The 19,840-nt window shown below is 67.5% G+C and carries 19 protein-coding genes; 10 read left to right on the top strand and 9 right to left on the bottom strand.

The features are described from left to right. Nucleotides 1-15 precede the first annotated feature (15 nt). The 4 genes from EV283_RS00235 to hppD all read right to left on the bottom strand — a co-directional run bounded on the left by EV283_RS00235 (nucleotide 16) and on the right by hppD (nucleotide 3,615). Entirely contained in the window at nucleotides 16-381 is a 366-nt protein-coding gene (locus EV283_RS00235) for a Rieske 2Fe-2S domain-containing protein (RefSeq protein WP_130321798.1), read from the bottom strand. Further along, on the bottom strand, nucleotides 378-1,022 hold the full coding sequence (gene maiA, locus EV283_RS00230; protein ID WP_130321796.1) for a maleylacetoacetate isomerase: 645 nt from the start codon (nucleotides 1,020-1,022) through the stop codon (nucleotides 378-380). The genes EV283_RS00235 and maiA overlap by 4 nt, the downstream gene beginning before the upstream one ends. After that, complete coding sequence (hmgA, locus tag EV283_RS00225) at nucleotides 1,019-2,344, bottom strand: homogentisate 1,2-dioxygenase (protein ID WP_130321794.1); 1,326 nt, start codon at nucleotides 2,342-2,344, stop codon at nucleotides 1,019-1,021. The genes maiA and hmgA overlap by 4 nt, the downstream gene beginning before the upstream one ends. 200 nt (nucleotides 2,345-2,544) lie before the next feature. Continuing rightward, complete coding sequence (gene hppD, locus EV283_RS00220; protein ID WP_130321792.1) at nucleotides 2,545-3,615, bottom strand: 4-hydroxyphenylpyruvate dioxygenase; 1,071 nt, start codon at nucleotides 3,613-3,615, stop codon at nucleotides 2,545-2,547. Nucleotides 3,616-3,692: 77 nt separating this feature from the next. On the opposite strand from hppD, the gene EV283_RS00215 reads away from it, so the two are divergent. Next, nucleotides 3,693-4,181, top strand: a complete 489-nt coding sequence (locus EV283_RS00215; RefSeq protein WP_207223014.1) for a MarR family winged helix-turn-helix transcriptional regulator — start codon at nucleotides 3,693-3,695, stop codon at nucleotides 4,179-4,181. Here EV283_RS00215 and EV283_RS00210 read toward each other — a convergent pair. Further along, nucleotides 4,136-5,023: a LysR family transcriptional regulator gene (locus tag EV283_RS00210; protein WP_130321790.1), complete on the bottom strand. Its 888-nt coding sequence runs from the start codon at nucleotides 5,021-5,023 to the stop codon at nucleotides 4,136-4,138. The genes EV283_RS00215 and EV283_RS00210 overlap by 46 nt on opposite strands. A gap of 95 nt (nucleotides 5,024-5,118) precedes the next feature. On the opposite strand from EV283_RS00210, the gene EV283_RS00205 reads away from it, so the two are divergent. Both EV283_RS00205 and EV283_RS00200 read left to right on the top strand, forming a co-directional pair. After that, nucleotides 5,119-7,224 (top strand): malate synthase G, encoded by a 2,106-nt coding sequence (locus EV283_RS00205; RefSeq protein WP_130321788.1) that lies wholly within the window; start codon nucleotides 5,119-5,121, stop codon nucleotides 7,222-7,224. Then, a complete protein-coding gene (locus EV283_RS00200) occupies nucleotides 7,224-7,751 on the top strand; it encodes a gamma carbonic anhydrase family protein (protein ID WP_130321786.1) in 528 nt (175 codons plus the stop codon). The genes EV283_RS00205 and EV283_RS00200 overlap by 1 nt, the downstream gene beginning before the upstream one ends. Before the next feature lie 32 nt (nucleotides 7,752-7,783). On the opposite strand, the gene EV283_RS00195 is transcribed toward EV283_RS00200, so the two are convergent. Continuing rightward, nucleotides 7,784-9,958, bottom strand: a complete 2,175-nt coding sequence (locus tag EV283_RS00195; RefSeq protein WP_130321784.1) for a TonB-dependent receptor — start codon at nucleotides 9,956-9,958, stop codon at nucleotides 7,784-7,786. A gap of 174 nt (nucleotides 9,959-10,132) precedes the next feature. Next, nucleotides 10,133-10,936 carry an N-formylglutamate amidohydrolase gene (locus EV283_RS00190; RefSeq protein ID WP_130321782.1) on the bottom strand — a complete coding sequence of 268 codons (804 nt, stop codon included), beginning with the start codon at nucleotides 10,934-10,936 and terminating at the stop codon, nucleotides 10,133-10,135. Between the two features lie 16 nt (nucleotides 10,937-10,952). On the opposite strand from EV283_RS00190, the gene EV283_RS00185 reads away from it, so the two are divergent. The 3 genes from EV283_RS00185 to EV283_RS00175 all read left to right on the top strand — a co-directional run bounded on the left by EV283_RS00185 (nucleotide 10,953) and on the right by EV283_RS00175 (nucleotide 13,116). After that, complete coding sequence (locus tag EV283_RS00185) at nucleotides 10,953-11,861, top strand: transglutaminase family protein (RefSeq protein ID WP_056410468.1); 909 nt, start codon at nucleotides 10,953-10,955, stop codon at nucleotides 11,859-11,861. Nucleotides 11,862-11,875: 14 nt separating this feature from the next. Then, nucleotides 11,876-12,700, top strand: coding sequence for a transglutaminase family protein (locus EV283_RS00180; protein ID WP_130321780.1), 825 nt, complete (start codon nucleotides 11,876-11,878; stop codon nucleotides 12,698-12,700). Between the two features lie 80 nt (nucleotides 12,701-12,780). Next, a complete protein-coding gene (locus EV283_RS00175; protein WP_056413054.1) occupies nucleotides 12,781-13,116 on the top strand; it encodes a hypothetical protein in 336 nt (111 codons plus the stop codon). A 41-nt stretch (nucleotides 13,117-13,157) separates the two neighbouring features. Here the strand turns inward: EV283_RS00175 and EV283_RS00170 are convergent, their stop codons facing one another. Together EV283_RS00170 and EV283_RS00165 are read right to left on the bottom strand one after the other, a co-directional pair. Continuing rightward, nucleotides 13,158-13,886: a Crp/Fnr family transcriptional regulator gene (locus tag EV283_RS00170; RefSeq protein WP_165391657.1), complete on the bottom strand. Its 729-nt coding sequence runs from the start codon at nucleotides 13,884-13,886 to the stop codon at nucleotides 13,158-13,160. A gap of 132 nt (nucleotides 13,887-14,018) precedes the next feature. Next, nucleotides 14,019-14,732 (bottom strand): arylesterase, encoded by a 714-nt coding sequence (locus EV283_RS00165; RefSeq protein WP_130321776.1) that lies wholly within the window; start codon nucleotides 14,730-14,732, stop codon nucleotides 14,019-14,021. A 25-nt stretch (nucleotides 14,733-14,757) separates the two neighbouring features. Between EV283_RS00165 and EV283_RS00160 the strand changes: the two genes are divergently transcribed. Genes EV283_RS00160 through EV283_RS00145 form a run of 4 tightly spaced genes read left to right on the top strand, consistent with a single transcriptional unit; the run spans nucleotide 14,758 to nucleotide 19,591 of the window. After that, nucleotides 14,758-15,456, top strand: coding sequence for an ATP-binding cassette domain-containing protein (locus EV283_RS00160; RefSeq protein ID WP_056410451.1), 699 nt, complete (start codon nucleotides 14,758-14,760; stop codon nucleotides 15,454-15,456). After that, nucleotides 15,453-17,951, top strand: a complete 2,499-nt coding sequence (locus EV283_RS00155; protein WP_207223013.1) for an FtsX-like permease family protein — start codon at nucleotides 15,453-15,455, stop codon at nucleotides 17,949-17,951. Before EV283_RS00160 ends, EV283_RS00155 begins: the two co-directional genes overlap by 4 nt. A 12-nt stretch (nucleotides 17,952-17,963) precedes the next feature. Further along, nucleotides 17,964-19,208: a YihY/virulence factor BrkB family protein gene (locus EV283_RS00150; protein WP_242615712.1), complete on the top strand. Its 1,245-nt coding sequence runs from the start codon at nucleotides 17,964-17,966 to the stop codon at nucleotides 19,206-19,208. Continuing rightward, a complete protein-coding gene (locus tag EV283_RS00145; protein ID WP_130321772.1) occupies nucleotides 19,208-19,591 on the top strand; it encodes a reverse transcriptase-like protein in 384 nt (127 codons plus the stop codon). The genes EV283_RS00150 and EV283_RS00145 overlap by 1 nt, the downstream gene beginning before the upstream one ends. Nucleotides 19,592-19,840: the final 249 nt, after the last annotated feature.

Genomic DNA, 19,840 nt, shown 5'->3' with positions numbered 1-19,840 from the left:
ACCGCACCCGCCGCGTCAGCCTGTGGTGACGATCATCCCGTCGACCACCGCAACCGGCCACGGTGTCAGTCGCGCTCCGCCGCAAGGCCCTCCAACACAGACGCCGGTGTCGATCGCGAACAGCGCGGAGTGCCAGCTGCACGCGATGAGGTCACCGCGCGGGGTGAGATAGTCGTCGAGCACCTGCGCCAGCGGCAGGCCCATATGCGGGCAGCGATCGACATAGCCGACGACCGCGTCGTCCTTGCGCACGACGAACCCGTGGAAGCGACCGGCGCGCATCTGCACGACGAAGTTGCGCGCCTTGCCCTCGGCGACCGAGTCGAGCGGCGCGAGCTTGATCCCGGCGGGCGTGGCGGTGAGCCGTTCGCCGTCGCTCATGCGCGATCCGCGTCCGGTTGCCGGTCGGGGTGCGCGGCGGCGAAGGCGGGCAGGGCGCGGGCCGTGTCGGCGGCGGCCTTGAGGTGCGGGTAGGGCGTCAGATCGACACCGAACCGTTCGGCGGAATAGACCTGCGGCACCAGGTGGCAGTCGGCGATCGTCGGCGTCTCGCCAAATGCGAAGCCGTTGCCATGACGCGCGATCATCACCTCCAGCGCGGCGAACCCCTCGCCGATCCAGCGCGCGATCCACCGCTGGATGGCCGCCTCGTCCGCCCCGAACTCGCTCCGCAGCGCGTTGAGGATGCGCAGGTTGTTCACCGGGTGGATATCGCACGCGATCGTCGCGGCCATCGCGCGGACGTTCGCGCGACCTTGCGCGTCGGCGGGAAGCAGTGGTGGATCGGGATAGGTCTCGTCGATCCATTCGAGGATCGCGGGGCTCTGCGTCAGGACCGCGTCGTCGGTTTCGAGGGCCGGCACGAGTGCCTGCGGATTGAGCGCGCGGTAGCCGGCCTCGCGCTGCGCGCCGGTGCGCAGGTCGTGCGTGACCTGAGCATAGTCCACTCGCTTGAGGCCGAGCGCGATGCGGACGCGATAGGCGGTGGTCGAGCGCCAATAGCCGTGAAGCGTCGGGGTCACCGCGGCAGGATCGCCTTGGGGAAATCTGACCAGACCGCGTCGTAATCGAGCTGCGCATGGTCCAGCGCATAGGCTGTCGGTGCGTAGGGCCAGCAACTCTCCAGCATGAACGCCATCGTCCCGTCGATCTTGTGCGGCTTCAGGTCGGCCGCGCTCGCGCCCTGCCAGCTCGCCAGATCGGGGCCATGGCCCGACATCAGATTGTGTAGCGAGATGCCGCCCGGCGCGAACCCTTCGGCCTTGGCATCATAGGCGCCGGTGATCAGCCCCATCGCCTCGGACATGATGTTGCGGTGGAACCAGGGCGGGCGGAACGTGCCCTCCGCCACCATCCAGCGCGGCGGGAAGATCACGAAATCGGCGTTCGCGCGGCCGGGCACGTCGCTGGGCGAGGTCAGCAGCGTGAAGATCGACGGATCGGGGTGATCGAAGCTGACCGTGTTGATCGTGTTGAACCGCGACAGGTCGTAGCGCCAGGGGGCGAGGTTGCCATGCCACGCGACGACGTCGAGCGGCGAATGATCAAGCGTGGTGGTCCACAGCGACCCCATGAACTTCTGGACGACCTCGACGGGTTCGTCACGGTCCTCGAACCAGGCGACCGGCGTCTCGAAGTCGCGCGGGTTGGCGAGGCCGTTGGCGCCGATCGGGCCGAGATCGGGCAGGCGGAACAGCGCGCCGTTGTTCTCCGCGACATAGCCGCGCGCCTCGCCATCGGGGAGCTCGGCGCGGAAGCGGACGCCGCGCGGGACCAGGGCGATCTGGCCGGGGGCGATGTCGATCCGCCCTAGCTCGGTCAGAAGCCGCAGCCGGCCCTGTTGCGGCACGAACAGCAGCTCGCCGTCGGCATCCATGAACACGCGGTCGGTCATGTCGGAATTCGCGGCGTAGACGTGGAGTGCGACGCCCTCAAGGTCGGCGGGATCGCGGTTGGCGAGCATCGTCGTCATGCCGTCGATCAGGTCGGTGCCGGGGGCGGGGGCCTCGATCGGATCCCAGCGCAGCCGGTTGGGCGCGAGCGGCGCGTCGGTGGTGCCGGGCGCGAACCGCTTGGCGCCGGTGTAGCGCTCGAACGGCGGATGCTCGGCGGTCGGACGCATCCGGTAGAGCCAGCTGCGGCGGTTTTCGTGGCGCGGCGCGGTGAAGGCGGTGCCGGAGAGCTGCTCGGTATAGAGGCCGAACGCGGGGCGCTGTGGCGAATTGCGGCCGATCGGCAGTGCGCCGGGGACGGCTTCGGTCGATACATGGTTGCCGAAACCGGGGAGGTACTCGCTCTGGCCGGCGGTCTCGCCTGCGGCGGTGGTCGGCTGGTGGATTGTCATGGCTTCCTCTCCGTCACCTGTTCCGATCAACGCCCGGACCGCCGGCCGTTCAAACTCTTAGCCCTCTCCCTCTGGGGAGAGGGAGGGAGACGCGCGCTTGCGCGGCGGAAGGGTGAGGGCACGCGCTGGCGTTTCGCGTGCCCTCACCCTCGGCGCTGGCGCGCCTTTCCCTCTCCCCTGAGGGGAGAGGGTTTCAGCGATCAGGCGTCGACGGTCACCACACCACGGCGGATCTGGTCGAGCTCGATGCTCTCGTACAGCGCCTGGAAATTGCCGTTGCCGAAGCCTTCATTGCCCTTGCGCTGGATGATCTCGAAGAAGATCGGCCCGAACATGTTCTCGGTGAAGATCTGGAGCAGCAGGCCCTCCTCGCCGACATTGCCGTCGATCAGGATGCGGTTGCGGCGCAGACGTTCGAGGTCGTGGCCGTGGTTCGGCACGCGCTTGTCGACGAGCTCGTAATAGGTCTCGATCGTGTCCTGCAGCTTGACGCCGCGCGCGCGCAACTTCTCGACCGTCTCGAAGATATCGTCGGTGGTCAGCGCCAGATGCTGGATGCCCTCGCCGTTATAGTCCTTGAGGAACTCCTCGATCTGGCTCTTGTCGTCCTGGCTCTCGTTCAGGGGGATGCGGATCGCGCGGTCGGGCGCGATCATCGCCTGGCTGAACAGGCCGGTCGCCTTGCCCTTGATGTCGAAATATTTCTGCTCTTCGAACCCGAAGATCTGGCCGTAGAATTCGGCCCAGGTCCGCATCTGGCCACGCTTGACGTTGTGCGTGAGGTGATCGAGCAGGTCGAGGCCGACATTGTTGGCGGCTTCGGCTTCGGCGGCGCCGGGAACCTGGTTCCAGTCGTCGTACAGGCTGCCGGCCGCGCCGTGCTTGTCGACGAGATACAGCAACGAGCCGCCGATCCCTTCGAGCACATAGCTGTCCTCGCCGAGCGCGCCCATGCTGGCATCGGCTGCCTTGGCACCGCGCGAGAGCGCTGCGTCGAACGCCGACTTCGCGTCATGGACCCGGAACGCCATGCCGTTTGCCGACGGGCCGTGATCGGCACGGAACGCGGCGGCTTGGCCGCCGTCCTCGCGGTTGAGCAGCAGGTTGATGCGGCCCTGTTTGTAGCGCGTGACAGCCTTTGTGGGGTGGGTCGACGCGGCGACGAAGCCGAACTGCTCGAGCTGTGCCGCCATCCGGTCGGGATCGGGCGAGGTGAATTCGGCAAACTCGAAACCGTCCAGTCCCATCGGGTTTACGTCCATATGGTCCATCGCTCGATCCTTACTTGGTATCCGTTGTTACCAATCTGCTCTGTTGAACAACTGGTGTCAATCGTTACGATCTCCGCATGGCTGACCGCGCGCTCGTTCTGGACGATTTCATCCCGTATCGCTTGTCGATCACCTCGAACCTCGTCAGCGCGGCGGTCGCGAACACCTATGAGGCGCTGTTCGGGCTGACGATTCCGGAATGGCGGCTGGTGACGGTGGTCGCAGAGGCGGGCGGGATCACGCAGCAGCAGATCGGCCAGCAGACCCGGATGGACAAGGTCACCGTCAGCCGCGCGGCGATCGCGCTGGTCGAGCGCGGGCTGATGCAGCGTCATGCGAACCCCGACGATCGTCGCTCGCATCTGTTGCGGCTGACCGAGGACGGGCAGACGCTGTATGCGTCGGTCGCGCCCAAGGCGTTGGATCTCGAACGGCGCATCTTCGCGGGGTTTTCTGGTGCCGAGGTGGCGCACTTCGTCGCGATGCTGCGGCGGATCGATGCGGTGGCGATCGATCTCGTTCAGGAATCCCATGGCGGGGACGGCGACCAGAGCCCGCGCAGATAATCCAGCAGCGCGCGTGTGCCCGACGGAACGGGGCCGGGCGCATGGACCGCGAAGATCCCGATTTCCGCCGATCCGGCCAAGTCGGGCAGCACCCGGACCAGCCGGCCGCCGGCCAGATCGGCGCTGACGTCCCAGAGCGAGCGCAGCGCGATGCCGACGCCCGCCAGCGTGAGTTCGCGGACGACCTCGCTCGAATTCGTCGCGACGTAGCTGGGGCGGTCGATCGTCAGCGTACCGTCGGGGCCCGTGAGCCGCCACGGCATCTGCCCCTTGGCCGCCAGCAGGCGGTGCCCCGCGAGCGCGGCGGCATCGCCGGGCTGGCCGTGCTCCTCGACATAGCGCGGTGCCGCGCACAGCACGCGGCGGCTGTCGGCGAGGCGGTAGCCGGTCAGCGCGGTGGGGATGGCGGGCGCGATCCGGATCGCCAGGTCGAGCCGGTCGCCGATCACGTCGGAAAAGCCGTCCGACAGATCGAGATCGAGCGCGATCGCGGGATGCGCATCGAGAAACGGCTTGAGCTGCGGCGCGATGTGGAGCCGCCCGAACGAGGTCGGCGCGCTCACGCGCAACGGCCCCGCGGGCGCGTCGGCACGATCCGCGACACGCGCCTCGGCCTCGCGGATCGCCGCGAGGATCTCGATCATGTCGCGGTGATAGACCGCGCCGCGCGCGGTGAGGTCGAGCCGCCGCGTGGTCCGGTTGAGCAGCCGCACGCCGAGCCGCGCCTCCAGCCGCGCGATCCGCTTCGACACCATCGCCGGCGAGATGCCGAGCGATCGCCCCGCCGCGCTGAGGCTGGCGGTGCGGACGACTTCTGCGAACAGGACGATATCGGGATCCATTCGTTCCTCTGGCGATCAACAGCTTTCGGTTTACGACGTCTAGTGGAGAAGGTGAGCAGCGTCTATCGTGCGCGGCAGAGCAGAAGGAGAGCAGCATGGCCGACAGGATCGACAAGGCGGGTCTGAAGATCGCCGAGCCGCTGGTGACGTTTATCGAGACGCGGGTGCTGCCGGGGACCGGCCTCGATGCCGCAAAGTTCTGGCAGGGGATGGCGGACATCTACCAGCGGTTCGCGCCCGAGAATGCGGCGCTGCTCGACGTTCGCGACGACCTTCAGGGGCGGATCGATGCGTGGCACGACGCGCAGGCCGGCACGCCGATCGATCAGGGCGCGTACCAGGCGTTCCTTCGCGAGATCGGCTATCTGGTCGACGAGCCTGCGCCGTTCGCGGTCGCGCCGACCAACGTCGATGCCGAGGTCGCGCTGCTTGCCGGGCCGCAGTTGGTGGTGCCGATCCTGAACGCGCGGTTCCTGCTGAACGCCGCCAATGCGCGCTGGGGCAGTCTGTACGACGCGCTGTACGGCACCGATGCGATTCCGGGCACGGCTGCTCCCGGCGGCTACGACGCAGCCCGCGGCGCGCAGGTGATCGCCTGGGCGAAGGGGTTCCTCGACGAGGCGGTACCGCTCGCCAATGGGTCATGGACCGACTGGACCGGTGGCACGCCCGATCTTGCCGATCCGGGCCAGCTCGTCGGGCATGCCGGCGACACGATCCTGTTGCGACACAACGGCTTGCACATCGAACTTGTGATCGATCGCGAGCATCCGATCGGCCGCAGCGACCCCGCGGGCCTTGCCGATGTGGTGCTCGAATCCGCGCTGACCACGATCGCCGATCTCGAGGATTCGGTCGCCGCGGTCGATGCCGAGGACAAGGTCGCCGCCTATGCCAACTGGCTCGGGTTGATGCTCGGCGACCTGACCGCAAGCTTCGAAAAGGGCGGGAGGACCCAGACTCGCGCGCTCGATCCGGGTCGCTGCTACACTGCACCCGATGGCAGCGCTTTCACGCTGCCTGGCCGCAGCCTGATGTTCGTCCGCAACGTCGGGCATCTGATGACGACGCCCGCGATCCTGCTCCCCGATGGCAGCCTGGCGCCAGAAGGGATCCTCGACGGGATCGTCACGTCGCTGATCGCGCTGCACGATCTGAACGGCGCAGGCGCGCTGCGCAACAGCCGTGCGGGGTCGATCTACATCGTCAAACCGAAAATGCACGGGCCCGACGAGGCCGGGTTCACCAACCGGCTGTTCGACGCGATCGAGGATCTGCTCGGGCTCGCGCGTCACACTATCAAGGTCGGCGTCATGGACGAGGAGCGGCGCACCTCCGCCAACCTCGCCGCGTGTATCGCCGCGGTGAAGGACCGCGTGGTGTTCATCAACACCGGCTTCCTCGATCGGACCGGCGACGAGATGCACACGTCGATGCGCGCGGGGCCGATGATCCGCAAGGGCGAGATGAAGGGCGCCAGCTGGATCAAGGCGTATGAGGATCGCAACGTCCAGATCGGGCTCGCCTGCGGTCTCGGTGGCAAGGCGCAGATCGGCAAGGGGATGTGGGCCGCCCCCGACCGGATGGCGGACATGCTCGACCAGAAGATCGGGCATCCGCAGACCGGCGCGTCGACCGCCTGGGTGCCGTCGCCGACCGCGGCCACGCTGCACGCCACGCATTACCACCGGGTCGACGTCTTCGCGCGACAGGCCGAGCGCAAGCGCGAGGGCGTCGCGTCGCTCGACGCGCTGCTGACCGTGCCCGTCGCGACCGGCCACAACTGGCAGCCGGACGCGGTGCGCGAGGAGCTGGAGAACAACGCGCAAGGCATCCTCGGCTATGTCGTGCGGTGGATCGACCAGGGCGTCGGCTGTTCGAAGGTGCCCGATATCCATGACGTCGGCCTGATGGAGGATCGCGCGACGCTGCGGATCAGTTCGCAGCACATGGCGAATTGGCTGCTCCACGGCATCGCCACGCCCGACGCGGCGGATGCGGCGCTGCGGCGGATGGCGGCGAAGGTCGACGCGCAGAATGCCGGCGACCCGCTCTACCGGCCGATGGCGGGGCATGAGGACGACAGCCTGGCGTTCCAGGCGGCGCGTGCGCTCGTGTTCGACGGCCTCACCCAGCCCAACGGCTATACCGAGCCGCTGCTCCACGCCTATCGCGCACGCGTGAAGGCGCAGGACGCCTGATGCCCCGCTATGCGATCGAGGGAAAACGCCCGACGGTGGCGGCCGATGTGTGGATCGCGCCGTCCGCCGACGTGATCGGCGACGCGCGACTGGGGCAGGGCGTAAGCGTCTGGTTCGGCGCGGTCATCCGCGCGGACAACACGCCGATCCTGGTCGGCGCGCGGACGAACATCCAGGAGGGCGCGATGCTGCATTCCGATCCCGGCGCGCCGCTGAGCGTGGGCGAGGGGTGCACGATCGGCCACCACGCGATCCTCCACGGCTGCACGATCGGCGACAATGTGCTGGTCGGCATGGGCGCGACGATCCTCAACAACGCGGTGATCGGCGACGATTGCCTGATCGGTGCGAACGCGCTGGTGACCGAGGGGAAGGTCTTCCCCGCCGGCAGCCTGATCGTCGGCGCGCCGGCAAAGGCGGTGCGGGACCTCCCGCCCGAGGCGATCGCGACGCTGAAGCTGTCGGCCGCAGCCTATGCGGCGCGGCAACGCGTATATGCGGAGGGGCTCGAGCGGATCGAGGACTAGGAGCCGGCGACGCGTCGCCGGCTCCCGTCAGGTCAGAGGCCGAAGCGCAACGTCGCGCGGAAATCGCGGCCGGCGAGCGGGGCGAAGTCCTTGAGGAAGCTCGTCGCGCGGCGCGCATTGACGTCGAACAGGTTGTTCGCGCTCAGCAGCAGCGTCGTCTTCGAATCCTTGCCGAACGGGCTGAGGCCGATCGAGGCGTTGACCATCGTATAGTCGTTGGTCTTCGTCTCGAACGCGGCGATCCGGTTCTGGTCGAACACGTGCTCGACCTCGACTCGGCCGTTGATCCGGTCGCCCTGCGCCTCGATCCCGCCGAGCACGCGCATCGGCGGGATGCGCGGAACGGGGCCCTGGTCGACGATGTTGGCATGGACGTAATCGCCCAGCACATCGGCGTTGACCGCATAGCCGCCGATCTGCGCGACCTTTACCGACGCATCCGCCTCGAACCCGTAATAGCGCGCATCGGCCTGCTGATACTGGAAGCAGGGTAGATCGACGGTGCGCCCCGAGGGATTGGCGGCCGCCTGGCAGACCGACGATGCGACCTGGTTTTCCGAGATGTAGTTCGAGAACCAGTTGTAATAGGCCGATGCGTCGAAGCTGAAGCCGTCGCCATGCGCATGCAGCGTGCCTTCGAGCCCCCACGACTTCTCGAGCCTGAAGTCCGGGTTGCCGAGTTCGTAGGCCTGCGTGCCGGCATGCGCGCCGTTCGCGAACAGCTCCTCGCCCGATGGCGCGCGCTCGGTGCGCGATCCGTTCAGCCCGACCCGGATGCTGTCGGTGAGCGCATAGGAGGCGCCGAGCGACCCCGACACCGAATGATAGCTCTGGCTGCCGCGGAAGAAGCGCAGATCGTCCTCGGGCGTGCGTGCGGCGAGATCGGTGATCTCGTAGCGCAGCCCGCCCTCGGCGCGGAACTTGCCGGATTCATACTGCTGCAGCGTGAAGAGCCCGGTCTGGTTGGTCTCGTTCTTCGGCAGGAAGGCCTCGTCGCCGACCACGTTGAAGATCCGGTTGTAGAACTGCACGCCCGAAGCGCCCTGCCAGCCGCCGCGGTTCGCCTGGACGACTTCGAGGCGCCCTTCGAGGCCCTTGTTGTAGAACGCGGTGCCGACCGAGTTGTCCTCTTCGAGCTCGAAATGGCGATAGCTCGCCTGCCCGACGCGGACGCGGATCTTGCTGATGACGTCGCCACCGGTCTCGATCTCGCCGCGCAGGTCGACCCGGTTCTGGACGACGTCGAGACGCGGCGCTTCCTGCTCCTGGCCGACTTGCGTGGCGTAGCGGATCGGCACGCCGTACAGGCTGTCATAATGGCTGTACGACACGCCGAGGCTGCCGGTGTCGGTGATGATCGAGGCGCCCGCGCCCGCCGTCCAGGTCTCGGCCTGTGTGTTGGGGAGCTTGCCCTTGAGCTGCGCCGATGCGGCAAAGTCGATCGGATCGGCGGCGTTGGGATCTGCCGGCTGCGCGGCGGCGGCGAGCGCCTGTGCGCGGGCGTCGCGCGACAGGATATAGCCGCCGGTGCGCAGGTCGCCCGACTTCAGATAGGATCCATCGGCGTGGAGGACGAGATGCGGGCCGACCGCGACGTCGCCCGCCATCCCGCCGGACCGCTCATTGGCGGCCGAGCCGTAATTGGCGATGCCGTTCACGCGGTAGCCGTTCTCGGGCACGGTGCGTGGGATGCGCGTGTCGATGACGTTGACGACACCGCCGACCGCCGAGGATCCGTACAGCAATGCGCTCGGCCCGCGGAGGATCTCGATCCGCTCGGACAGCAACGGGTCGATGATGACGGCGTGGTCGACCGAGGTGTTCGATACGTCGATGGAGCCGATCCCGTCGGTCAGCACGCGGATCCGGTCGCCCTGGAAGCCGCGGAGGATCGGACGCGAGGCGCTCGGCCCGAACGAGCTGGCGGAGACACCCGGCTGCCGTGCGAGCGTCTCGCCGATCGACGGGCGCAACTGGCGCGTGAGTTCCTGGCCGGTGAGGACGGTGGTGCCCTGCAACACGTCGCGCTCGCTCGTCTGGAGCGGCGCGGTGACGATGATGTCGCGCTGGTTGGTCGAGCCGACCGATGTCTGGGTGGAAGCGGGGGCGGGGGGCGGAGCGTTCGGATCGGCAGGTGCGGTCTGCGCGTAAGCGGGCGTCGAGAGGAGCGCAGCCAGGGCGGTGGCGCCGAACAGAATCGTCTTCATGAAATTCCCTTGTGTCGTCCCTGTACGGCATCCGGGTAAATTTGATGATACATCATATCAAGTGACAATATTGCCATGTGCGGCAATGGGTGGAACCTGTTACCGCAATGCAACACGCGGCGGCCTACGGATCCAGCGCGTGCCGCGCACTGGCGCGACCGGACGTGTCCGCGCTCAGGCCGGCTCGAATCCACACGTGGTGGCCGCGGTCGGCAAAAGCCTTGCGAGCCGGTTCGCCCAGGCTTCGCAGCCGGCTGCGTCGCCGAGCAGGTCCTGGCGAACCTCGATCTCGGCGTAGAGCCGCCGGTCGGGATAGGCGTGGCGCGGGATGGTATAGTCGATCAGGTCCATCCGGTAGGGCTCGTTGTCGCCCACCACGAGGTCCGGCTCATCGCGCAGGACGTCGAGCAGCGCGTGGGCGAACGCGGTGTCGCCGCCATCGTGCAGGATGCCGATCTGCCAGGGGCGATCCTGGTCCCGCAGCGCGCCCTTCATCGCCGGCGTGAAGCTGTGCAGTGCGACGATCAGTGTCGTCATCCCCGCCGCGTCACGCCGCGCGATCTCCGCCGCGATCGCCGCGTGATAGGGGTCGTGGATCTCGGCGAACCGCGCCGCGCGGTCGGTGTCGGACAGTCCGGCGTTGCCGGGGATAACCGTCGCGTCGCTCGCCCCGGCGATCACGTCGGGCTGGCTGGGGCTGCGATTGCAGTCGATCACCAGTCGTGAATAGGTCTGGCGGATGAACACCGCGTCGAGTCGTTCGGCGAGCAGCGCACCGAGTTCGCCGATGCCGATATCCCAGCCGATGTGCCGCGACAGTTCCGCGTCGTCCAGGCCCAGCGACCCCAGCGCCTTCGGCACGACATTTCCCGCGTGATCGCCGATCAGCAGGAACGATGACGCGCCTTTGGGGTTGATCGTTGTGACCGGTGCGGCATCTTCGGTCCCTAGCAGCGATAGGCTGGCAGTGCTGTTCATGCGACGTGGATCCTCGATGCCATCTCTAACGCTTTCTCATGTAACCAAATACTCGTATCGCCAACCGGTTGCGTTCGGCGAGCACCGGATCATGGTCCGGCCGCGCGAAAGCTACGACCAGCGGCTGATCGACACGCAGCTGACGATCACGCCCGAGCCCGCCGAGGTCCGCTGGCTACACGACGTGTTCGGCAATGCGGTCGCGATCGCCACTTTCGACAAGCGCGCCAAGGACCTCGTGATCGACAGCCGGGTCCGGCTCGACCACAGCCCCGCCGAACTGCAGAACGTCGATATCGAACGCTATGCGCGCTTCTATCCGTTCACCTATTCGTCGGAGGACATGCCCGACCTGCTCCGCTCGATCGAGCGCCAGCATCATGATCCGTTGCGCCAGATCGACAGCTGGGCGCGCCGCTTCGTCGCGCCGGGCGGGCAGACCGATACACTGGCAATGCTGTCCGAGATGACCGCGGCGATCAAGCGCGAGTTCACCTATGTCCAGCGCCCCGAAAAGGGCACGCAGTCGCCGATCGAGACGCTCGCCCGGCGCAAGGGCACGTGCCGCGATTATGCGATGCTGATGATCGAGGCGGTCCGCGCGCTGGGGTTCGCGGCGCGGTTCGTCTCGGGCTATGTCTACAATCCGACGCGTCGGGAGAGCCGGACGGGCGGCGGCAGCACGCATGCCTGGGTGCGCGTCTACATTCCCGGCTCGGGCTGGGTCGAGTTCGATCCGACCAACGGCATCGTCGGCAATCGCGGGCTCATCCGCGTCGCGATCGCACGCGATATCTACCAGGCGGTCCCCGTGTCCGGCACCTGGAGCGGCTTTCCCGGCAGCTTCCTCGACATGACCGTGTCGGTCGACATCACTGTCGACGAGGATGAGACGGTTATGCAACATCCATCGCTAACAGCTTGAACAGGGGGACATCGATGCTGATCCGGGCCGGCTATGACATACGTTTCGAAACCGACGTCGACACGCCGATGCTGGCGATGCTCAGCGTGCATCCGTCGCGCAACAAGGATCTGGTGACCCCGCACCGGATCGCTGCCAGCCCAGACGTGCCGACCTATGACTATCTCGATGCGTTCGGCAACGTGTGCACGCGGTTCACCGTGCCGAGCGGCGGGCTGACGCTGTCGTGCGACTTCACGATCGAGGATAGCGGCCTGCCGGATTCGGTAACCCCCGACGCGGTCCAGCATGCGGTCGCGGATCTGCCCGACGACATCCTGATCTACCTGCTCGGCAGCCGCTATTGCGAGACCGATCGCCTGTCCGAGACTGCCTGGTCGCTGTTCGGTCACGTCCCCGCGGGCTGGCAGCGAGTCCAGGCGATCGTCGACTTCACGCATAATCACGTCGAGTTCGGCTATCACTTCGCGCGGTCGACCAAGACCGCGTGGGACGTCTACCAGGAACGCCAGGGCGTCTGCCGCGACTTCGCTCACCTTGCAGTCACCTTGTGCCGCTGCATGAACATTCCTGCGCGCTATTGCACCGGCTATCTGGGCGACATCGGCATCCCGCCGGTCGACGCGCCGATGGATTTCTCCGCCTGGTTCGACGTGTATCTCGGCGGCACGTGGCACACGCTCGACGCGCGGCACAATCGCCCGCGGATCGGCCGGATCCTGATGGCGCGCGGCCGCGACGCGACCGATACCGCGCTCACCACCAGCTTCGGCCCGGCGCGTCTGGTCGGCTTCGACGTGCACACCGATGCGCTCGAATCCACGGGCCAAACCGGCTAAGGCGTCAAGTTAGGCCTTGTCGCCCGTGTCGCGTTCGGCCTAACGCCACCGATCCTTCAACTTATGCTGCGATGCACAACATGACCTCGACTCCAGACCAGTCCGCCCCGTCCAACGCCAACGCGCTGCTGCTGCAGGCGATCGCGCTGCGTAAATGCATCACCGCGACGTATAACCGGATGGTCTGCACGCTGGCCCCGCACATCCTCTACACCAAGCATGACGACGTCTTCGTCGACGCGATCACGCTGGAGCGCGACGGTCAGCCACCCAAGGAGATCAAGCTCGGCACGTTCAAGCTCGCCGGGCTGAAGGATATCGAGGTCACCGACCGCTCGTTCGTCCCCGACGCGATCTTCAATCCCGGGGATATCAAGTATGACCGGGTCACGCTGTTCGTCGTCGACCGCACCTGAATCCGAGATCCTCCCCCCGGCGGGGGAGGATTAGGGTCGGCTCAAACCGCGGGCGGTAGCCAGGCGGTCTCGATCTCACCGTAGCGATCGGTGAACCCCGTCGCCGCGACCAGTGCAGCCTCGTTGACGATCCGGACCCGGCGCCCGGTCCGTTCGATCACGCCCGACTTTTCGAGCGCGCGGATCGTCCGGTTGACGTGGACCTTGGTCAGACCCAGCGCATCGCCGATATCGGTCTGCGTCAACGGCAGGTCGAACGAGTCGACGATCCCGCCTGCGGTTACGCGCAGCCGCGCCATGATGTCGAGCAGCAGAGTCGACAGGCGCTCGCTCGCTCCCATCCGCCCGATGGTCGTCAGCCGGTCGCTCATCGCGACATTCTCGGCCGCGGCGATCGCGTAGAGCAGCCCGGCGATCCGCGGCTGCGCGCGGAACAACAGGCCGAGCTCAGTCTTGGGCAGATCGATCACGATGCAGTCCGAGATCGCGGTCAGCGTGGCGGCGGCCTGCGACCAGGCCATGCTCGACGTCCCGATCAGGTCGCCCGCATAATGGAAGCGCAGGATCTGCCGTCCGCCCGTGACCAGCTTGGTCGACGAATGCAGCCAGCCCTGGCGCACGACGTACAGCGCGTGGCTTTCGCCACCTTCCGCGACCAGGACATCGCCCGCACGCAACCGCCGTTCGCCACGTTCGGCATGCAGGATCGCCTCGCGCTCGGCGTCGGTGAGATCGAGATGTCGCCCCAGCCGCGCGATCAAACCGCTCAATTGCATCCGTGTCCCTTTTCCCTGTTACCCGCGCGCCGCCCTTGCCGGTCATAGTGCGGAGTCATCATTGCCCGCGTCGTGATCCGCGCGCTCGTCTCGAAGCCTGTCGACGTCGGTGCCATTGCACCGCCGTCAGCGTGGCCGTCCTAACGCGCTTTCGACCACGGGTGCAACGCGGGCGGCGATGCGGTCCACGCCGGTCCGATTGGGATGGACGCGGTCCGCCTGCATCAACCGGCCGTCGCCGATCACGCCGTCGAGGATGAACGGGTAGAGCGCAGCGTCATAGCGCTTGGCAAGATCGGGCCAGATCGCATTGAACGCACGTGTATAATCCGGGCCGAGATTCGGCGGCGCCATCATGCCGGTCAGCATCACAGGGATCGCGCGGCGCTTCGCCTCGTCCATTATTGCCGTCATGTTGGCGCGCGTCTCGTCCGGCGAGATCTGGCGAAGAACGTCGTTGCCGCCGAGCCCGATCAGGATGAGGTCGGGTTTACGAGCCATGTTGTCGAGCGCGAACGCGAACCGCTGTCGCCCCGCGGCACTCGTATCGCCCGACACACCGGCGTTCACGATCGTCGCGTTGATCCCGTCCTTGCGCAACCGCGCCTGCACCGCGTCGGGCAGGCTCTGCCCTCGGTCGAGGCCATAGCCCGCATACAGGCTGTCCCCGAAGGCGAGGATCAGCCGCTGCGGTCCCTTTGGCGCGGGCGTTGCGGCGACCGGCGCGACCAGATTGGTCGCAGGCGGTGGGGCAGGGGGCTCGGCTGTCCGGTCGCAGCCGGCCAGCAACCCCGCTTGGAGAAGCGCCAGTCCGCCCCCATAAAGAGGCCAGCGTCGCATTTTTCTCTCCAAGATATTGGTCTCCATGTCCGAACCTGCTTCCGCCGATATGGTGATCTCGGCCCGCGATGTCACGCTGACACTCGGCGCATCGACCGCCGCCACCGCGATCCTGAAAGGCATCGATCTCGACGTCGTTCGCGGGACCAGCGTCGCGCTGCTCGGGCCGTCTGGCTCGGGCAAGTCGTCGCTGATGGCGGTATTGTCCGGCCTCGAGCGCGCGAGCGGCGGCCGGGTCGAGGTGGCGGGGCTCGATTTCGGCACGCTCGACGAGGATGCGCTGGCGCGGGCGCGGCGCGGGCGGATCGGGATCATCCTCCAGGCCTTCCACCTGCTGCCGACGATGACCGCGCTCGAGAATGTCGCGGTGCCGATGGAACTGGCGGGTATGCCCGACGCGTTCGCGCGGGCCGAGGCTGAACTCGCCGCGGTCGGGCTGTCGCACCGGATCGGCCATTATCCGACGCAGCTTTCGGGCGGCGAGCAGCAGCGCGTGGCGATCGCCCGCGCGCTCGGACCGCGTCCGCCGCTGGTGTTCGGCGACGAGCCGACCGGCAACCTCGATGCCGCGACCGGCGCATCGGTCATGGACCTGCTGTTCGACCGCCGCGCCGCGACCGGTGCCACGCTGATCATCATCACGCACGACCCCGTGCTCGCGGCGCGCTGCGACCGGATCGTTGAACTCGCCGACGGCCGGATCGCCGCGGATCGTTTGCGGTGAGCGAATGGCGACTGGCGTGGCGGCTTGCCCGTCGCGAGCTCGATCTTCGGTTTCGCGGGCTGCGGCTGCTGCTTGCCTGCCTGTTCCTCGGCGTCGGCGCGCTGGCGGCGATCGGCAGCCTGACTCAGTCGATCGACGGCGAGCTTGCCGCACGCGGCAGCGCGATCCTGGGCGGCGACGTCGAGTTCGGCACGTCGCAGCGCGCGGCGACGCCGGACGAGCGCGCCGCGATGGCCCGGCTCGGTACGGTATCCGAAACCGTGCGGATGCAGGCGACCGCGATCCGCGGCACGAACAGCGTTCCCGTCCAGCTCAAGGGCGTGGATGCGGTGTATCCGCTCTACGGCACGCTTGCGATACAGGGCGGATCGGCCGCGAAGGTCCGCGATGCCAGCGCCATCTGGATTGTCCCCGCGCTCGCGCAACGGCTCGGCATCGGTCGCGGCGCGACCGTGCGGCTGGGCATCGCCGAGTTCACCGTCGCGGGCGTGATCGCGAGCGAACCCGACCGGCTAGGCGAGGGCTTCACGCTCGGCCCGGTCGCGATCGTGTCGATGGCCGGCATCGCGCGAACCGGACTCGTCCAGCCCGGCAGCCTGTACGAAACCAAATACCGCGTTCGACTGTCGCCCGGTGCCTCGCCCACCGCCGCGGTCGACCGGTTCAAGGCCGCGTTCCCGACCGGCGGCTGGGAAACCAAGACGCGCGATCGCGCCGCGCCGGGTGCCGAACGCTTCGTCGACCGGATGGGCCAGTTTTTGCTGCTCGTCGGCCTGTCCGCGCTGGTCATTGCCGGGATCGGCGTCGGCAACGGCGTCTCCTCCTATCTCGCCGCTCGCCGCAGCAGCATTGCGGCGTTGAAGGTGCTGGGCGCCACCTCCGGCCTGATCGCGAAGATCTATCTGCTCGAGGTCGCGGTCGTCGCGGCGATGGGGATCGTTGCCGGGCTGGTCGCGGGCGCCGTGACGGTGCCAATGATCGTCTGGCTCGCGGGCGACGTCCTGCCGGTTGCGCCGAGCTTCTCGCTCCAGTTCGGCCCGCTAGCGCTTGCGGCGGCCTATGGCATGCTGATCGCGCTGGCCTTTACCGCGCCACCCCTGATCGAGGCGGGCAGCATTCCCGCGGCGGGGTTGCTGCGGGGGGTGTTCGGCAATCGCCCCGTCCCGTTGCGTCGGACCTTGCCTTGGGTCGTCAGTGCTGGTGCCGCGATCGTTGCGCTCGCGCTGTCGACTGCGGAACAGCCCGGGTTGAGCGCGGGATTCCTGGCGGCGGTGGCGGGCGTGCTGTTGGTGCTCGCCGCGTTCGGCTGGGCGATACGCCGGATCGCGGCATCGCTGCCCCGCTCACGGCGGCCGCTGTTGCGGCTCGCGATCGCCGGGCTCCACCGTCCGGGTGCGCGCACCGGCACGCTGGTTGTCGCGCTTGGGCTCGGCCTGACGCTGTTCGTCCTGCTGGCGGGTATCCGTACGAGCATCGATGCGAATATCGCACTCACCGTGCCGAAGCGCGCGCCGGCGTTGTTTGCGCTCGACGTGCCGCCCGATCGAGAAGCCGACTTCCGCCGGACCATCGAGCGGATCGCGATCCACCCGGTGATCCGGACGGTGCCGGCGATGCGTGGCACGATCACCGGCTATGGCACGACGCGCGTCGCGGACCTGAAGACCTTGCCCGAAGGCGCCTGGGCGTTGCGCGGGGAACGCGGCATCACCTTTTCCGCGACCCTGCCCGAAGGCAGCGAACTGACCGCCGGCCGCTGGTGGCCGCGCGAGTATCGCGGGGCGCCCCTGGTTTCGATCGACGAGCGGCTGGCGAAGGCGCTCGACCTGAAGATCGGCGATCCGCTCAGCTACACGCTGCTCGGCGTGGAGCGGACCGCGCGGATCGCGTCGTTCCGCCGGATCAGCTGGGACACGCTCGGCTTCAACTTCGTGATGGTCTTCTCGCCCAACGCGATCGAAGATGCGCCGCACAATCTCGCCGCGACGATCGATCTCGCACCCGGCGAGGAATCGATGGTGATGCGCGCGTTGCTCCCGCGCTTTCCGTCGGTGTCGGTGATCGAGGTGCGCGGCGTGCTGGGGCAGGTCCGCGATATCGTCTCGCAGATGGCGACCGCGATTACCGCGGCGGCGTCGGTCGCGATCCTGGCGGGGGTCGCGGTATTGATCGGCGCGATCGCCGCTGCACGCGAGGCGCGGACCTATGACGGGGTGATCCTGCGCACGCTCGGTGCGACGCGGCGACAGGTGCTGGCGGTACAGGCGCTCGAATATGCGTTCCTGAGCGTCATCCTGTCGGTGCTGGCGTTGCTGCTCGGCCTTGGCGGCGCATGGTATGTGATCACGCAGCTGTTCAGCTTCGAATGGCGACCCGATTACCCGACCATCATGGCCACGCTGCTCGGCGGGGCGGGGCTGACGATGGGGATCGGGTTGATCGGGGCCTGGCCGATCCTCGGCGCTCGGCCCGCGCAGGCGTTGCGGCAACTCTGAGGGCACGTTTGCGTGCGCGCGGCGTTGGGCCGGAACGTACGACGACCAAGGGGCAAGACGCTGAGCAAGATCGAACCACGAGACCAGAACACCGCGAGCAGTCCCTGGTCGATGTCGTGGCGCGACTGGTGGAAGGTCCTCAAGCGGACCTGGGCCGAGGCTGGCGACGACAATATCGGGCTGATCGCGGCGGGGACTGCATTTTACGGGTTCGCCGCGATCGTCCCGCTACTCGCGTCGGTGGTGCTGATCTACGGGCTGGTGGCAGATACCGCGACGGTGGTCGCCAACATCCGCGCGCTGTTCAACGTGCTCCCCGACGACGCGGCGCGAGTCATCGCCGACCAGCTGGCGACGGTGGTCGGCACGTCGGAGGGCAAGAAGGGGTTCGGCCTCGTCGTTGCGCTCGGCATCGCCTTGTATGGCGGCACCAAGGGGGCGTCGTCGATCGTGACCGCGCTGAACATCGCCTATGAGGAGCGCGAGACACGCGGTTTCATCCGCCTCAATCTGCTCGCCTTCGCAATCACTGCGGGCGCGGTCGTGCTCGCGCTGGTCGCCGCGCTCTCGATGGCGGCGTTCGCGCTGCTCGACAGCTTGATCCCGGGGGCTCCGGACATCGTGCTGCTGGCGATCCGGCTGGTGAGCTACACGGTTCTCGCCTGTTTGGGCGTCTCGGCGGCGGCGTGCCTGTATCGGTTCGGCCCCAACCGGCATAAGGCCAAATGGGCGTGGCTGACGCCCGGATCGCTGGCGGCGACCGTGGTGTGGATGGCGGCGACGATCGGGTTCGGCGTGTATGTATCGCGCTTCGGCAATTATGGCGCGACCTATGGTTCGCTGAGCGCAGTCGTCATCCTGCTGACGTGGTTGTGGCTCTCGGCCTATGTCTTCCTGCTCGGCGCGGAGCTGAACTCGGAACTCGAGCACCAGACGACGCGCGACACGACGACGGGCGAGGCAGCGCCGATGGGCCTGCGTGGCGCAGCGGTCGCGGATACGGTCGCTAAGGCCGATACGCCCGCGAAAGCTCCATCCCCCGCGGCAACCGGCGGGGTAGGGGTATTGGCAGCGGCGCATCTGGGCGGCGTGCATGGCGGGGTCCCCGCTTCGCTGCTGGCGCTCGCCGGTCTGCGCTCGATCCGTCGTGGTTCGCCGGTCGCCGGGCTCGGCCTGATCGCCGTGGGCGCAGTTCTCGCCCACCGGAAGGCACCTGCGCCAAGTGAGGCGGTGCCGATCATACAGGCGGAAACCTGATGGCGGTGCTGCCGATCAAGCTGTTCTTTGACGGCGGGTGCCGACCCAATCCCGGCAAGATCGAGGGTGCCGTCGTCCGCAAGGGCGTCGTCCATTACCGCCATGATCTCGGCACGGGCGATAACAGCGACGCCGAGTGGCTGGCCGCGATCCACGCGCTGGAGATCGCCGCGGATCATGGAGACCGCGATGTCGTGCTGCTCGGCGACTCAACGCTTGTTGTCACGCAGGCCAATGGTCGTGCGCCATGCCGTTCGGCCACGCTTAGGGAGCACCGAACCAGGTTCGCGGAACTGACGCTCGGCTTCGACCGCGTTCGTCTGCGCCATATCGGGCGCGCGCAGAATCTAGCCGGGATCGCACTTGCCCGGCTGCATCCGTGATGACCGGGGCCCGCAGGGGACCAGAGGAGGCGTTGTCGGGCTGAGATTCGAAAAGTGACCCCGAACTGTCAAAAACCGTTTGACGGGCATGTGGGGTGGCCGTAGAGGGGTGTCACCGCAGCGGACGGCCACACGGTCTGGTTGCAGCGGTCGCAAAAAACCAGATGCTGCAAGCTTCCTGCTAGGGAGGTTATGCGAGTGTCGGTATTTTTGTCGGCTCTTTGACATTGTAGGTTTAGATGAAGGGAC

Source organism: Sphingomonas sp. BK036 (assembly GCF_004216825.1).
Classification (GTDB): domain Bacteria; phylum Pseudomonadota; class Alphaproteobacteria; order Sphingomonadales; family Sphingomonadaceae; genus Sphingomonas.
The sequence above is the reverse complement of the archived record's forward strand: the minus strand, read 5'-3'. Positions and strand labels throughout refer to the sequence as shown.

Bases quoted from the DNA above. Each gene is read 5' to 3' on its own strand.
- EV283_RS00235 (WP_130321798.1), bottom strand. From the start codon at position 381: ATGAGCGACGGCGAACGGCTCACCGCCACGCCCGCCGGGATCAAGCTC.
- hmgA (WP_130321794.1), bottom strand. From the start codon at position 2,344: ATGACAATCCACCAGCCGACCACCGCCGCAGGCGAGACCGCCGGCCAG.
- hppD (WP_130321792.1), bottom strand. From the start codon at position 3,615: ATGGACCATATGGACGTAAACCCGATGGGACTGGACGGTTTCGAGTTT.
- EV283_RS00215 (WP_207223014.1), top strand. From the start codon at position 3,693: ATGGCTGACCGCGCGCTCGTTCTGGACGATTTCATCCCGTATCGCTTG.
- EV283_RS00210 (WP_130321790.1), bottom strand. From the start codon at position 5,023: ATGGATCCCGATATCGTCCTGTTCGCAGAAGTCGTCCGCACCGCCAGC.
- EV283_RS00205 (WP_130321788.1), top strand. From the start codon at position 5,119: ATGGCCGACAGGATCGACAAGGCGGGTCTGAAGATCGCCGAGCCGCTG.
- EV283_RS00200 (WP_130321786.1), top strand. From the start codon at position 7,224: ATGCCCCGCTATGCGATCGAGGGAAAACGCCCGACGGTGGCGGCCGAT.
- EV283_RS00195 (WP_130321784.1), bottom strand. From the start codon at position 9,958: ATGAAGACGATTCTGTTCGGCGCCACCGCCCTGGCTGCGCTCCTCTCG.
- EV283_RS00190 (WP_130321782.1), bottom strand. From the start codon at position 10,936: ATGAACAGCACTGCCAGCCTATCGCTGCTAGGGACCGAAGATGCCGCA.
- EV283_RS00185 (WP_056410468.1), top strand. From the start codon at position 10,953: ATGCCATCTCTAACGCTTTCTCATGTAACCAAATACTCGTATCGCCAA.
- EV283_RS00180 (WP_130321780.1), top strand. From the start codon at position 11,876: ATGCTGATCCGGGCCGGCTATGACATACGTTTCGAAACCGACGTCGAC.
- EV283_RS00175 (WP_056413054.1), top strand. From the start codon at position 12,781: ATGACCTCGACTCCAGACCAGTCCGCCCCGTCCAACGCCAACGCGCTG.
- EV283_RS00165 (WP_130321776.1), bottom strand. From the start codon at position 14,732: ATGCGACGCTGGCCTCTTTATGGGGGCGGACTGGCGCTTCTCCAAGCG.
- EV283_RS00160 (WP_056410451.1), top strand. From the start codon at position 14,758: ATGTCCGAACCTGCTTCCGCCGATATGGTGATCTCGGCCCGCGATGTC.
- EV283_RS00145 (WP_130321772.1), top strand. From the start codon at position 19,208: ATGGCGGTGCTGCCGATCAAGCTGTTCTTTGACGGCGGGTGCCGACCC.